The organism is Streptomyces lichenis, from assembly GCF_023218175.1.
GTDB lineage: Bacteria > Actinomycetota > Actinomycetes > Streptomycetales > Streptomycetaceae > Streptomyces > Streptomyces lichenis.
This window is the reverse complement of the sequence record NZ_JALPTH010000001.1, coordinates 328,778-342,728: the sequence shown is the minus strand read 5'-3', so window position 1 is coordinate 342,728 and position 13,951 is coordinate 328,778. Positions and strand designations below refer to the sequence as shown.

Here is a 13,951-nt window from a genome sequence, read left to right as displayed (position 1 = left end):
TCAGCTCCGCTCGCTGCTGGTGGACGGGGAGGGGGTGCCCGCCCGGGCGGCCTCGTTGAACTCGTTGGTGTAGAGGCCGTCCAGGCGCACCTTGGAGCGGTCGAGGTCGCCGCGGTCGGCGAGCCAGTCGATCCACAGCTCGATCTCCTTGGCCGCGATCCGCCCGGTGGGGTCGGCGACCCCGTAGGACTTCCAGAACTTCAGCGCCGAGGTGTCCTCGTTGCGGCCCCGCTTCTTCACGATCTCGGTCATCCGGTCGACCACCTGCTCGCGCGGGGTGGTGCGCGACCAGGCCAGGGCCCGTCCGACACCGGTGACGAAGGTCCTGGCGGTGCCGGGGTTCTGCTTCAGGAAGCGCTCGGTCATGACATAGGTGCCGGCGCTGAACGGTCCGAGCAGCTTGTGGTCGCTGAACAGCGGCCGTATCCCGCCCTTGGCGAGTGCCTTGTCGCGGAGGATGCCGCCGAGCACCGCGACCTCGATCTGCTTCTGGCGCAGTGACTGCTCGGTGTTGACCGGGGGCACCACCAGCGGTTCGACCTTGCCGATCTCGGCCTCGGAGAGCCCGCCGCGCTCCAGGTAGATGTCGAGCAGCGCCTCGGCGTGGGCGCCCAGGGTGTTCATCCCGACCTTGGCGCCGAGCAGGTCGCGGGGGCCGCGGAGGGGGCTGTCCGCCAGGACGTAGTACCCCTGGTAGGAGTCCTTGTCGGAGCCGTAGTAGCTGATCACGGACTTGACCGGGGCCTTGTTGGCGGCCAGTTTGACCACCGCGCCGTTGAACGCCCCGCCGAAGTCGGTCTGTCCGGTGGCGGCGGACTGGATGTCCTGGGGGCCGCTGATGGTGTTGCCGACCCACTCCAGCGTCACATCCTCCAGGAAGCCCAGGTCGGCGGCGAGTTCGGCCGGGGTGACCTGGCCGACGGCTCCCTGGTAGCGCAGCTTCCGGGTCTGGTCTCCCCCGCTGCCGCCCACCGCGGTACCGCAGCCGGCGGCAGCGGCCGAGAGGCCGAGGAGGGTGAGGAACTGCCGTCGGTCGGGTCGGGACAACGTGCTCATGGGGAGGTCCTGTTCGGGGTGGCGGTGGGGGTGGGGCGGGGGCTGGTCGGGGGTGCTCAGCCGGCGGCGATCCGGAGGGCCGGGGCCCCGGGGTGGGCGGCCCGGTCCGGGAACCGGCCGCCGGGGCTGAGCGCCTGCTCGAAGCCGTCGACGGCCTGGATGAGCCGGAGTTCGGCCTCCGGCTCGATCCGGGCCCGCAGCCCGCCGGGCCCGGTCCCGGCGGGCAGCCGCTCCACGGCCCCGTCCAGGACGAAGGTGCCGGCGGTGATGTGCCGGGCGCCGAGCGCGGAGAGCACCGGGCGCAGCGCGTAGTCCAGGGTCAGCAGATGGGCGAGGCTGCCGCCGGTGGCGAGGGGCAGCACGGCCTTGCCGGCCAGCCCGCTCTGCGGCAGCAGGTCCAGGAACGCCTTGAGCAGCCCGGTGTAGGCGGCCTTGTAGACGGGGGTCGCCACGATGACGCCGTCGGCGTCGGCGATGGCGCTCAGCGCGTCCCGGAGCGGGGCGCTGCCGGCCCGTCCGGCGAGCAGCTCGGCGGCGGGCAGTTCGCGGACGGCGAGGTGTTCGGTGCGGTGGCCCGACAGGGAGAGCCGGCGCAGGGCGTAGTCGGCCACATGGGCGGTGCGGGAGTCGGTGGACGGGCTGCCGGAGAGGGCGATGACGGAGGGCACGGAGGACTCCTGGGGGAAGGCCGGCGTACGGGACGGGGCCGCGGGGCCGGGTCCGGGCGCGGGTGCGGTGGCCGGTCCCGGCAGACGCAGCCCGGGGCGGCCCGGGGCGCGTGCGCGGCAGCACGGCGGGCGTCGGTGGTACGCGGAGTGGACGCCGCCGGAAGAAGGCGGCGGGCGGAACGAAAACGTCAACCGGACCGACGCTTCACCCGGACCGGCCGGGCGGATGCGCCGGACAGACAGGAGCGTCAGACGTCAATGGGTGCGGCGACCGGTCAGCGACCGGCGGCACACAGCGCGCTGGCCAGACGTCGCAGATCGACGTGGAGGCGCGCGGAGAGGTTGGCTGACTGGCTCACGTCGTCGAGGCTGGCAGCCGGCGGTACGGCCCGTCAACGGCCGTCGAACGCCCGTCCCACCCTGTGACCCAGGCGTCATAGGGGTCCACACGGCCGCAAGCCCCCGTTCATGAAACGGAGCGGGCCCGCCGCGGCCGTTTCGGCACGGGAGCGGCCGGGCATGCCCTCGGCGGTCGCCAGTGAGGGGGCGTGGAATGGGGGAACCACCGGCGCGGGTGCGGCTGCTGGCCGCCGACCGGGGCTTCGGTGCCCTGGTGTGGAGCGGGGTGCCGAACGCGGTGGGTACGGGGCCGATGGTGGCCCTGGCCGGCGCCGGCGCCGCGCTGGGGGCGGCGGGCACCGCGGCCGCCGTGCTCTGGCTGCCGGTGGCCGTCCCGGCCGGGGTGCTGCTCACCGCCGTACCCCCGGCGCTGCTGTGGTGGCGGCTGCGCCAACGCCGCCCCGACGGCCCCCGGCGGCGGCTGCACTGCTTCGAGCGGGGCCTGGTCTACGTCGACCCCCCGGCCGGCAAGGTATACGCGCACCCCTGGCGGGAGGTCCGGCTCACCGTCCGGGCGACCACGGTCGCGAGCGACTACACCGGGGTCCCCACCCGGCTGCGCAGCCTGGACGTGTGGGCCGAGGGCGCCGGGCGCCTGTTCTCCGTGGGCGGTGGCGAACTGTGGACCGTGGTCACCGACCGGGTCACCGAGGCGGGGCCGGGCGGGACGCTGTAACCGGGCCCCCGCCGGCGGCGCAGGGCCCGGGGGCCGGGCCCGGGCGGCGGACGCACCCCAGCTGGCCCCCGGCCGAGCCGCCGAGGCTCCCGGCCAAGCAGTCGAGACCCCGCCGCCCGGCCCGAGCAGCCCGCCCCACCCCGCCGCAGCGGAGGCCCCACTCCCCCACCCAAAGCGGCCCCCACCCGAAACGGCCCGCCCCGCCCCCGCTCTCAGTCCAGCACCGCCAGGCCGTCGAGCTCCACCAGGGCCTGTTCGTCCCAGAGCCGTACCACGCCGATGACCGCCATCGCCGGGTAGTCGCGGCCGGCCAGCCGTCGCCAGACGCGGCCGAGTGCGGGGGCCTGGGCGCGGTAGGCGGCGATGTCGGTGGCGTACACGGTCACCCGGGCGAGGTCGGCGGGGGTGCCGCCGGCGGCCTTGAGGGCGGCCAGCAGATTGCCGAGCGCGGTCTCGAACTGCTCCGCGAGCCCCTCCCCCACCACCCTGCCGGCTCCGTCCAGCGCGGTCTGCCCGGCGAGCAGCACCAGCCGGGAGCCGGTGGCGGTGACGGCGTGGCTGAATCCGGTGGGCGGGGAGAGTTCCGGCGGGTTGATCCGCTCCAGGCTCATGAGGTGCTGCCTTCCGGTACGGGGGCGGCCGCGGCCTCCGCGTACAGCTCGCGGGCGATGATGGTGCGCTGGACCTCGCTGGCACCCTCGTAGATCCGGGGCGCCCGGACCTCGCGGTAGAGGTGTTCCAGCAGATGGCCGCGGCGCAGGGCGCGGGCCCCGTGGAGCTGGACGGCGGTGTCCACCACCCACTGGGCGGTCTCGGTGGCGAGCAGCTTGGCCATGGCCGCGCGCCGCCGGACGCCCGGTTCCCCGGCGTCGTACGCGGTAGCCGCCGCGTACACCAGCAGCCGGGCCGCCTCGGTGCGGACGGCCATCTCGGCGACCTGGTGGGAGACGGCCTGGAGGTCCTTGAGCGGTCCGCCGAAGGCGGTGCGGGTGGCGGTGTGGGCGAGGGCGGCGTCCAGGGCGGCCTGGGCCATGCCGACGGCGAAGGCGCCGACGCTGGGGCGGAAGCGGTCGAGGGTGCCCAGGGCGACGGCGAAGCCGTGGTCGACCTCGCCGAGGACGTCCGCCGGCCCGACCGGGACGCCGTCGAAGAGGAGGCTGCCGATCGGGTGCGGGGAGAGCATGTCGAGGCGGGCGCCGGTGAGGCCGGGGCGGTCGGCGGGGAGGAGGAAGGCAGTGACGCCGCGCGCCCCGGCGCCGGGGGTGGTACGGGCGAAGACGGTGACCAGGTCGGCCTCGGGCGCGTTGGAGATCCACCGCTTCTCGCCGGTGAGCCGCCAGCCGGTGCCGTCCGGGGCGGCCTGGAGGGCCAGCGCGGCGGCGTCGGAGCCGGCCTCCGGCTCGCTGAGCGCGAAGGCGGCGACCGCACGGCCGGCGGTGACCTCGGGCAGCCAGCGGTCGCGTTGCTCGGGCGTGCCGTGCGCGGCGACCGGGTGGGCGCCCAGGCCCTGGAGGGCGAGCGCGGTCTCCGCCTCGGTGCAGTGGCGGGCCAGCGACTCGCGGAGCAGGCACAGGTCGAGCGAACCGGCCTCGAAGAGCCGGGCGATCAGTCCGAGTTCACCGAGGGCGGCGACCAGCGGGCGGTTCACCCGCCCCGGCTCGCCCTTCTCGGCGAGCGGCCGCAACCGGCGGTCGGCCAGCTCGCGCAGAGTGGCACACCAGGCGATCTGCTCGGTTTCGAGTGAGAATGCGGTCATTCACGCCCCCTCGGGATGCGGTGCGCGGTGCGCCCCGCATGGGATCTATCGCGGACCGTTGACTGTCGTCACCTTCACGATACGCTCGTTGGGCGTTCCCCCCTCTGAGACGTCCCGGCCGCTCCGGGCGGCTCCTCGTACGGAGGCCCCCGGGGCCCTGGCGGCTCCCGGCAAGGAGGCGAACCATGGAGCTGACGCCCTCGGCGCACCTCGACACCTTCGCCCGGGACCGGCTGCCGCCGCCCGGGCAGTGGCCCGCGCTCGTCTTCGACCTGCCCGAGCTGCGCTACCCCGACCGGCTGAACTGCGGGCACGAGCTGCTGGACCGCACGGTGGAACGTTTCGGCGCGGACCGGCCGGTGTTCCTCGACGGCCGGGGCGGGGTCTGGTCCTACGGGGAGCTGAGCGCCCGGGTGGACGCCCTGGCCCATGTCCTCACCCGCGACCTGGGGGTGGTGCCCGGCAACCGGGTGCTGCTGCGCGGCCCCACCACCCCGTGGCTGGCGGCCTGCTGGCTGGCGGTGATGAAGGCGGGCGCGGTCGCCGTCACCGTACTGGCGCAGACCCGCGCCCCGGAGCTGGCGGTGATGTGCGCGATGGCCCGGGTCTCGCACGCGCTGTGCGACGCCCGGTCGGTGGAGGAGCTGGTGGCGGCGGAGGTGCCGGGCCTGACCCTCGCCGCGTACGGCGGGGGCGGGCCGGAGGACCTGCTGCGCCGCGCCACCCGGTACCGGGACCTCCGCTACGAGGCGGTGGCCACCGCCGCCGACGATGTGGCGCTGATCGCCTTCACCTCGGGGACCACCGGGCGGCCCAAGGGGTGCGCGCACTTCCACCGCGATGTGCTGGCGGTCGCCGACACCTTCTCCGCCCATGTGCTGCGGCCCCGGCCGGACGACCTGTTCGCGGGCAGCCCGCCGCTGGGGTTCACCTTCGGGCTGGGCGGTCTGGTGCTGTTCCCGCTGCGCGCCGGGGCCTCGGCGCTGCTGCTGGAGCAGGCCGGGCCCCGGCAGCTGCTGCCGGCGATCGCCGAGCACCGGGTGAGCGTGCTGTTCACCGCCCCGACGGCGTACCGGGTGATGCTGGAGGAGCTGGCCGCCCCCGGCGCCCCGGACACCTCATCCCTCCGCCGCTGTGTCTCCGCCGGGGAGAACCTTCCCGCCGCCACCTGGCAGGCCTGGCGGGAGCGGACCGGGCTCTGCCTGATCAACGGCATCGGGGCGACCGAGCTGCTGCACATCTTCGTCTCGGCGGCGGACGGCGCGATCCGGCCGGGCGCCACCGGACTGCCGGTGCCCGGCTGGCAGGCGCGGGTGGTGGACGCGGCCGGGGCGCCGGTGCCGGACGGCGAGGAGGGGCTGTTGGCGGTGCGCGGCCCGGTCGGCTGCCGCTACCTCGGCGACCCGCGCCAGCGCGAGTACGTCCGCGGGGGCTGGAACCTGACCGGTGACACCTACGTCCGGGAGCCGGACGGCTATCTGCGCTATGTGGCGCGCGCCGACGACATGATCATCTCGGCCGGCTACAACATCGCCGGCCCGCAGGTGGAGGAGGCGCTGCTGGCCCACCCGGACGTGGTGGAGGCGGCCGTGGTCGGGGCCCCCGACGAGCTGCGCGGCCAGGTGGTGGTGGCCTACGCGGTGCTGCGCGAGGGCCTGCCCCGCGACCGCGCCGCCGAGGAGGCGCTCCGCACCTTCACCGCCGCCCGCCTCGCCCCGTACAAGTGCCCACGCCGGATCGTCTTCCTGGACGCCCTCCCCCGCACCGCCACCGGCAAGCTCCAGCGCTTCCGGCTCCGGACACCCGAGGGCGGCGACGCGGCCGCGAACGCGGTGAACGGCACCCCCGCCGGTGGGGGCCGGGGGGCGGACCGGGGCGGGGCGCCGGATCGGGTCGGCCTAGAGTGATCGGGTGGCCGACCAGCACACTCCCCGCTCCCTGATCGTCTCCCTGTACGGCGCCCACGGGCGCGACCCCGGTGGCGAGCCACTGCCGGTGGCCGAGCTGATCCGGCTGCTGGCGGTGCTCGGGGTGGACGCCCCCTCGGTGCGTTCCTCGGTGTCCCGGCTCAAGCGGCGCGGGCTGCTGGTGCCGCGCCGCACGGCGGACGGGGCGGCCGGGTACGCGCTGTCCGAGGAGGCCCGGCAGCTGCTGGACGACGGCGACCGGCGGATCTACCCGGACGCCCGGGGCGCGGCCGAACCGGGCTGGGTGCTGGCCGTCTTCTCGGTGCCGGAGGCGGAACGGCACAAGCGCCATCTGCTCCGCTCCCGGCTGGGCCGGCTGGGCTTCGGCACCGCCGCGCCCGGGGTGTGGATCGCCCCCGCCGCCCTGTACGAGGAGACCCGGCACACCCTGCGGCGGCTCCAACTCGACCCGTACGTCGACCTGTTCCGCGGCGAGCACCTGGGCTTCACCGCCACCGCGGAGGCGGTGGGCCGCTGGTGGGACCTGGGCGCGATCGCCAAGCTGTACGAGGAGTTCCTGGACCGGCATGAGCCGGTACTGCGCGCCTGGAGCGGCCCGGAGAGCCACAGCGACGAGGACGCCTACCGGGCCCATCTGCTGGCGCTGGACTCCTGGCGGCGGCTGCCGTACGCCGATCCGGGCCTGCCCGGTGACCTGCTGCCCGCGGGGTGGCCGGGGGGCCGCGCGGCCCGGGTCTTCGCCGACCTGCACGCCCGCCTGCGGGAGCCCGCCGCCCGCTTCACCGGCCGGCCCGCCGGGCGGCGCTAGTCGGGCGGCCGGGCGGGCGGTACCGCTCCGCGCCGCCCGTCTCCCAACCTCCGTACTCTCGCAGCACCTTGAACCTGCGTCACCCTCTCCCCCGCCCCTCTGGATACGATCCACCCTTCGGGGGGTGACCGGAGGTCCGGCGGTGTGCGCCCGGGGCCGCCCGACCACGGCCCTGCCCCGGTCCGAGAGAGGGAACGACGCCTGTGACCACCAACGGCTCCGACGCGCGGGTCCGGCCCGCCCGCCCCGGCGATCCCGAGCGGATCGGCCCGTACCGGATCACCGGCCGGCTCGGCTCCGGCGGGATGGGTACCGTCCACGCCGGTCTCGACCCGTCCGGGCTGCGTGTCGCGGTCAAGGTCATCCACGCCGCCCAGGCCGAGGACCCCGAGTGGCGGGCGCGGTTCCGCCGCGAGGTGCAGTTGTCCGCGCGCGTCCAGGGCCCCTGCCTGATACCCCTGCTGGCGGCCGATCCGGAGGCGGCGGCCCCCTGGCTGGCCACCGCCTACGCGCCGGGCCTCACCCTCGACCGGCATCTGGCCGAGCACGGCCCGCTCACCGGCGGCACCCTGTACGCCTTCGCCACCGGTACCGCCCGGGCCCTGGCGGCGGTGCACGCCGCCGGTGTGGTCCACCGGGACGTCAAGCCGCAGAACGTCATCCTCACCGCCTCCGGTCCCCGGGTGCTGGACTTCGGCATCGCCCACGCCACCGACGGCACCTCGGTGACCCGCACCGGCATGATGACCGGCACCCCCGGCTGGATCAGCCCCGAGCACTACCGCACCGGCTCCCCCGGGCCCGCCGGCGACGTCTTCGCCTGGGGCGCCCTGGTCGGCTACGCGGCCACCGGGCGCCCGCCGTTCGGCACCGGCAACGCGGATGTGGTGGCCTACCGGGTGCTCTCCGGCGAGCCCGACCTCGACGGGGTCCCCGGGGAGCTGCGGGCCGTGCTGGACCGGGCGCTCGCCAAGGACCCCGGCGGGCGGATGAGCGCGGAGGCCGCGGCCGAGGAGTCCGCACGGCTGCTGGCCGCACAGGCCACCCAGGTGCTGCCCACCCCGGCGGCCGGGGCGCCCACCGCGGTCGCGGTCACGGACCGGCTGGTCGCCGCCGAGTGGCGGGTGCCGCCGGTGGCCGACCCCGCCTGGCCCGCCCCGCCGGCCCCTCCCCGGTCGGTACGGAAGGGGGTGCTGCTCGCCGCCCTGGGCGCCGCGGTCGCCGGAGCCGCCTTCGCGGGCAGCCTGTACGTCCAGGGGACGTTCGGCACCAAGGGCGAGGACGGGAAGCGCGACGGAGGCACCGTGGGCGGCTCCACGCCCTCCCTCTCGACCGCCGGGCCGGTCGAGGGCGGGCAGGCCGACTCGGACCCGGCCTCCGACGGGGACCCGAGGGACGCCCGGGTGCCCAGGGATCCGCTGGCCGGGGTGGCCGACCCGGCCTACACCCGGGCCGGGGACGAGAGCCGGCCCTCGCCCGACGAGTGGCGGGCCGGCGCCTCGGCCGCCCCCGGCTCCGGGGAGGAGGCCGCCGAGCGGGCCATCCGCGAGCGGCTGCGTGCCGTGCTGGCCACCAAGGGGCTCGACGCCGTCGAACCGGTCGTCAGCTTCAACCGGCGGGCCCAGACGGTGATGGTCACCGGCGGCCCGGTCTCCCAACTCCCCGACGAGCAGCGGAACCTGTTCGCCCGCGCGGCCGGCGCGACGGCCTGCGCCACCCTCGCCCAGCGGCTGGCGGACGCCCCCGACGCATGGCCCTACGGCCGGTTCGCCGTCTACTGGAAGGACGCCGAGGCGGCCCCCGAGGCCGAGACCCTGGGCTACGGCGAGGCCACCGGCGGCTGCTCCGACGAGGTCGCCGGGCAGTGGCACGGCGACGAGGCGGGCCTCGCCGCGGCGGAGATCCCCAGCACGCCTCCGAAGGAGGTCCAGGTCGCCGACGCCGCCGTCAAGGACCTCATCGCCGCCTGGAACGCGCGGGCCGACGACTTCGGCGACGAGCCGATCAGCACCACCGACGGCATCAGCCTGGGCTTCGACCCGGTGGAGAACGCCGCCTATGTGTGGACCGACGACCCCTATGCCCGCTTCCCCGGCCGGGCCCAGCGGTCCAACCTGGCCGGGGTCGTCGAGCAGGGCGTCTGCGGCCGGCTGCTGGACGCCTACACCAGCGACCGGAACTGGACCTACATCCGCTGGACCCTGGCCGTCGGCGGTGGCGAGGGCGGCCGCGAGTTCGTCCGCTCGGGCACCTGCGCCCGCTGACCGGGCCGGGCTCCCTACGCCGCGGCCGGCACCCGCTCATAGGAGAACCGGGCGAGCGGGGCCTCACCGGCGAGGAAGGTGCGGGCCCGCTCCAGGGCGGCCGTGTCCTGGCGCACGTCCCCGGGCTTGGAGCCGTTCCCGATGAGCACCCCGCCCAAGCGCATCCCCCGACAGGCGGCCGAGTGGGTGAGGGTGGTGACCAGTCCCTCCGCGGCGGCCTGCCGGCGGTCGGACATGGCGGTCACCCCCCACAGGGTGCGGCCGGCCATTCTCGCCCTGAAGTCCAGGCCGGGGACGCCCAGCCGGCCCGACCAGTGGTCCGGGTACCGCTTGGTGTGCGCGGAGAGGGTGTACCAGTACAGCGGCGAGGCGGGCACGATGTCGGTGGCCGCCAGGGTGGCCTCGCGCAGCTCGTCCTCCACCTCCCCGCCGATCCGCTCACCCTTCGGTGTTCCGGCCGGTCAGACGGTGGAGGGCGGGCCGAGGGTCAGCCGCGGCCGGGGCGCGTCGGTACGGCCGGTGGGCGGGGTGCGGCTGCCCGCGCGGTACGGGACCGGCCAGGGCGCCGCTCCCCCCTGGTACCCCTGCTCGGCGGCGGCGTGCAGGGTCCAGTGCGGGTCGTAGAGGTGCGGACGGGCCAGGGCGCAGAGGTCGACGCGGCCGGCCAGGAGCAGGGAGTTGACGTCGTCCCAGGAGGAGATGGCGCCCACCGCGATGACCGGTACGCCCAGGGTGTTGCGGATCCGGTCGGCGTACGGGGTCTGGTAGGAGCGGCCGAACTCGGGCCGCTCGTCGGGGACGACCTGCCCGGTGGAGACGTCGATCGCGTCGGCGCCGTGCGCGGTGAAGGCGCGGGCGATCTCCACGGCGTCCTCGGCGGTGGTGCCGCCCGGCGCCCAGTCGGTGGCGGAGATCCGCACGGTCATGGGGCGTTCGGCGGGCCAGACCTGGCGTACGGCGTCGAAGACCTCCAGCGGGAAGCGGAGCCGGCCGGTGAGGTCGCCGCCGTAGGCGTCGGTGCGGCGGTTGGTGAGCGGGGAGAGGAAGCCGGAGAGCAGGTAGCCGTGGGCCGCGTGCAGTTCCAGCAGGTCGAAGCCGGCCCGGGCGGCCCGCCGGGCGGCGGCGGCGAACTGCTCCCTCAGGTCGGTGAGCGCGGCCCGGTGGAGTGCGGAGGGGACCTGGCTGGTGCCGGGGAGGTACGGCAGCGGGGAGGCGGCGACCAGCGGCCAGTTGCCGTACGGCAGCGGCTGGTCGATGCCCTCCCACATCAGCCGGGTGGAGCCCTTGCGGCCGGAGTGGCCGAGCTGGACGCCGATCGCGGTGCCGGGTGACTGCCGGTGGACGAAGTCGGTGATCCGCTGCCAGCCGGCCGTCTGGGCCGGGTTCCACAGCCCGGCGCAGCCGGGGGTGATCCGGCCCTCGGGACTGACGCAGACCATCTCGGTCATGACGAGTCCCGCGCCGCCCAGCGCGCGGGCGCCGAGGTGGACCAGATGGAAGTCGCCGGGCAGCCCGTCGGTGGCGGAGTACATGTCCATGGGCGAGACCACCACCCGGTTGCGCAGGGTCAGTTCGCGCAACCGGAACGGGGTGAACATCGGCGGGGTGCCGGGCGGGCAGCCGAAGTCCCGTTCCACGGCGGTGGTGAACTGCTCGTCGCGCAGCCGCAGATTGCCGTGGGTGACCCGGCGGCTGCGGGTGAGCAGGTTGAAGGCGAACTGCCGGGGCGGCTGGTCCACATACCCGGCGAGCTCCTCGAACCAGCGCAGTGAGGCGGCGGCGGCCCGCTGGGTGGAGGCGACCACGGGCCGCCGCTCGGCCTCGTAGGCGGCCAGCGCCTCGGGCAGCGTGGGCTGTTCGCGGATGCAGGCGGCGAGGGCGAGGGCGTCCTCGACGGCCAGCTTGGTGCCGGAGCCGATGGAGAAGTGCGCGGTATGCGCGGCGTCCCCGAGCAGCACCAGATTGCCGTGCGACCAACGCTCGTTGACGACGGTGCGGAAGGCGGTCCAGGCGGAGGAGGGCCCGGCGGTGAGCGGGCGGCCGTGCAGGGCGTCGGAGAAGACCTTGGCACAGCGGGCGACCGACTCCTCGGTGGCCATCTCGTCGAACCCGGCCGCGTACCAGACCTCCTCGCGCATCTCGACGATGACGGTGGAGGCGTCGGGCGAGAAGGGGTAGCCGTGCAGCTGCATCACGCCGTGCTCGGTCTCGGCGATCTCGAAGCGGAAGGCGTCGAAGGCGAAGTCGGCGGCGAGCCAGATATAGCGGCAGCGGTGCCGGGTGAGAGTGGGGCCGAGGATGGCGGCGTGCGCTTCGCGGGTACGGCTGCCGGCACCGTCGGCGGCGATCACCAGGTCGTGGGTGGCGGCGAGTTCGGCGGCGGAGGGGACGTCGGTACGGAACCGGAGCCGTACGCCCAGCTCGGCGCAGCGCGCCTGGAGGACGGCGAGCAGCCGGCGGCGGCCGAGCGCGGCGAAGCCGTGGCCCTGGGAGGTGAGGGTGCGGCCGCGGTGCACCACGTCGATGGCGTCCCAGCGGACGAACTCCCCTGCCAGCGCCCGGTACACCTCCGGGTCCGCGTGCTCGATGCCGCCGAGGGTCTCGTCGGAGAGCACGACACCGAAGCCGAAGGTGTCGTCGGGGGCGTTCCGTTCATGGACGGTGACCTCCCGGGCCGGGTCCAGCCGCTTGAGCAGCGCCGCCGCGTACAACCCCCCGGGCCCGCCCCCGATCACGGCGACCGTGAGCGGGCGGGCAGGGAATGACGGGGCGGCGAGCGCGGACCCGCGGCAGGCGGGTGCGGTACGGGGCGTTTCGGTGGCCGCCGCGGGGATGCCGCCCTCCTTGCGGTCGGGAGCGGTACGGGGGCTTTCGGTGGCCGCCACGGCGTCGCCGCCGTTCGAGCGGCCCGGGGCGGCAGTTACGGGCCCGGGGCGGGCCGGGGCGGTACGGGGACTCCCGGCGGCCGCCGCAGGGTTGCCGCCCTCCGAGCGGCCCGGGGCGGCAGGTGCGGGCCCAGGGTGGGCCGGGGCGGGGGGTACGGGCCCGGGGCGGGCCGAGGCGGTACGGGGACTCCCGGCGGCCGCCGCAGGGTTGCCGCCCTCCGAGCGGCCCGGGGCGGGGGTTATGGCCCCGGAGGGGGCCGGGGCGGTACGGGGGCTCCCGGCGGCACTCACCCGGTCGGCGCCCTCCGCGTGCACCAGGCGGGCCGAGGCGGTGCCAGGGGCTGAGCCCGCGCTCTTCGCGTGCGTGGGGCGTCCCGAGGCGGCCCCCTCCGCGTGCGCCAGGCGGCCTGGGGCGGTGCCAGGGCCACGGTCACCGGGCCCCGCACCCGGCTCCCGGTGGCCGGCGGCGTCCTTCGCGGGCCTCCGCATCATCGCCCCCGCCACTTCGGGGGGCGCTTGGCGGTGAAGGCGGCGTGGAACTCGGCGTAGTCCTCGCCGTTCATCAGCAGCGCCTGGGTGGCGGCGTCGAGTTCGACGGAGGCGGCCAGCGGCATGTCCAGCTCGGCGGTGAGCAGCGCCTTGGTCTGGGCGTACGCCAGGGCCGGGCCGTCCGCGAGGCGGCGGGCGAGTTCGGCGGCCCGGGTGGCGGCGCCGCCCTCCTCGGTGAGCTCGCTGATCAGCCCGATCCGCTCGGCCTCGGCGGCCCGCACTGGTTCGCCGAGCATCAGCAGCCGGGTGGCGTGCCCGAGGCCGACCACCCGGGGCAGCAGATAGGCCGCGCCCATGTCACCGCCGGAGAGCCCGACCCGGGTGAAGAGGAAGGCGAACCGGGCGCTGGGGTCGGCGATCCGGAAGTCGGCGGCCAGGGCGAGCACCGCGCCCGCCCCGGCGGCGACCCCCTGCACGGCGGCGACCACCGGGAAGGGGCACTCCCGCAGGGCGCGTACCACCTGCCCGGTCATCCGGTTGAAGTCGAGCAGTTCGGCGGTGTCCATGGCGAGGGTGGCGCCGATGATCTCCTCCACGTCCCCGCCGGAGCAGAAGCCGCGCCCCTCGCCGCCGAGGACCAGGGCGCGCACCGACCGCTCACGGGAGAGCTCGGCGAGCAGGTCCCGCAGGTCGGCGTAGGCGCCGAAGGTGAGCGCGTTGAGCCGGGCGGGGCGGTCGAGGGTGACCGTGGCGACGCCCTCCTCCACGGTGAGCCGGAGGTGGCGCCACCGCTCGGTGCGGGACGCGGAGCCGGTGAAGGGGCTCATGGATGTGCGCCTCCTCTTCCTCGGACCCTTCGGCCCGGCCCGGGGCGGGCCGAGCCGGCTGGGCCGGTGGACGCGGGTAGCTGCCCGTCGAAGTTATCACTTGCTCGTGACTTCCGTCACGCATACGCGATAAGCTTCGCGTAAGTAAGCCATCACACCGCGTCATCGGCAAACACCACGGGGCGGGGGCCCGCC

General features: G+C 75.9%; 11 protein-coding genes and 1 pseudogene. 4 read left to right on the top strand and 8 right to left on the bottom strand.

What is annotated here, in order from left to right; translation table 11 throughout:
• The 3 genes from M1O15_RS01370 to M1O15_RS31780 form a co-directional block, all read right to left on the bottom strand.
• Entirely contained in the window at positions 1-1,056 is a 1,056-nt protein-coding gene (locus M1O15_RS01370; protein WP_248631269.1) for an ABC transporter substrate-binding protein, read from the bottom strand.
• 56 nt (positions 1,057-1,112) lie between these two features.
• Positions 1,113-1,724: an NADPH-dependent FMN reductase gene (gene ssuE / locus M1O15_RS01365; protein WP_248631268.1), complete on the bottom strand. Its 612-nt coding sequence runs from the start codon at positions 1,722-1,724 to the stop codon at positions 1,113-1,115.
• Between the two features lie 275 nt (positions 1,725-1,999).
• Complete coding sequence (locus tag M1O15_RS31780; protein WP_361270162.1) at positions 2,000-2,083, bottom strand: putative leader peptide; 84 nt, start codon at positions 2,081-2,083, stop codon at positions 2,000-2,002.
• Positions 2,084-2,277: 194 nt separating this feature from the next.
• Between M1O15_RS31780 and M1O15_RS01360 the strand changes: the two genes are divergently transcribed.
• Positions 2,278-2,799 carry a hypothetical protein gene (locus tag M1O15_RS01360; protein ID WP_248631267.1) on the top strand — a complete coding sequence of 174 codons (522 nt, stop codon included), beginning with the start codon at positions 2,278-2,280 and terminating at the stop codon, positions 2,797-2,799.
• 212 nt (positions 2,800-3,011) lie between these two features.
• Here the strand turns inward: M1O15_RS01360 and M1O15_RS01355 are convergent, their stop codons facing one another.
• Entirely contained in the window at positions 3,012-3,410 is a 399-nt protein-coding gene (locus M1O15_RS01355; protein WP_248631266.1) for a RidA family protein, read from the bottom strand.
• Complete coding sequence (locus tag M1O15_RS01350) at positions 3,407-4,555, bottom strand: acyl-CoA dehydrogenase family protein (protein ID WP_248631265.1); 1,149 nt, start codon at positions 4,553-4,555, stop codon at positions 3,407-3,409. The genes M1O15_RS01355 and M1O15_RS01350 overlap by 4 nt, the downstream gene beginning before the upstream one ends.
• 185 nt (positions 4,556-4,740) lie before the next feature.
• On the opposite strand from M1O15_RS01350, the gene M1O15_RS01345 reads away from it, so the two are divergent.
• The 3 genes from M1O15_RS01345 to M1O15_RS01335 all read left to right on the top strand — a co-directional run bounded on the left by M1O15_RS01345 (position 4,741) and on the right by M1O15_RS01335 (position 9,555).
• A complete protein-coding gene (locus M1O15_RS01345) occupies positions 4,741-6,462 on the top strand; it encodes an AMP-binding protein (RefSeq protein WP_282576073.1) in 1,722 nt (573 codons plus the stop codon).
• Positions 6,463-6,466: 4 nt separating this feature from the next.
• Positions 6,467-7,291 (top strand): PaaX family transcriptional regulator, encoded by an 825-nt coding sequence (locus M1O15_RS01340; RefSeq protein ID WP_248631264.1) that lies wholly within the window; start codon positions 6,467-6,469, stop codon positions 7,289-7,291.
• A gap of 203 nt (positions 7,292-7,494) precedes the next feature.
• A complete protein-coding gene (locus tag M1O15_RS01335; RefSeq protein WP_248631263.1) occupies positions 7,495-9,555 on the top strand; it encodes a serine/threonine-protein kinase in 2,061 nt (686 codons plus the stop codon).
• Between the two features lie 14 nt (positions 9,556-9,569).
• On the opposite strand, the pseudogene M1O15_RS01330 reads toward M1O15_RS01335, so the two are convergent.
• From M1O15_RS01330 to M1O15_RS01320, 3 genes and pseudogenes are all read right to left on the bottom strand, one after another.
• Positions 9,570-9,965, bottom strand: a pseudogene (locus M1O15_RS01330) (flavodoxin family protein); the annotation flags it as partial.
• Positions 9,966-10,016: 51 nt separating this feature from the next.
• Positions 10,017-12,290 carry a bifunctional salicylyl-CoA 5-hydroxylase/oxidoreductase gene (locus tag M1O15_RS01325; protein ID WP_248631340.1) on the bottom strand — a complete coding sequence of 758 codons (2,274 nt, stop codon included), beginning with the start codon at positions 12,288-12,290 and terminating at the stop codon, positions 10,017-10,019.
• Positions 12,291-12,928: 638 nt separating this feature from the next.
• Entirely contained in the window at positions 12,929-13,756 is an 828-nt protein-coding gene (locus tag M1O15_RS01320) for an enoyl-CoA hydratase family protein (RefSeq protein WP_248631262.1), read from the bottom strand.
• Positions 13,757-13,951: the final 195 nt, after the last annotated feature.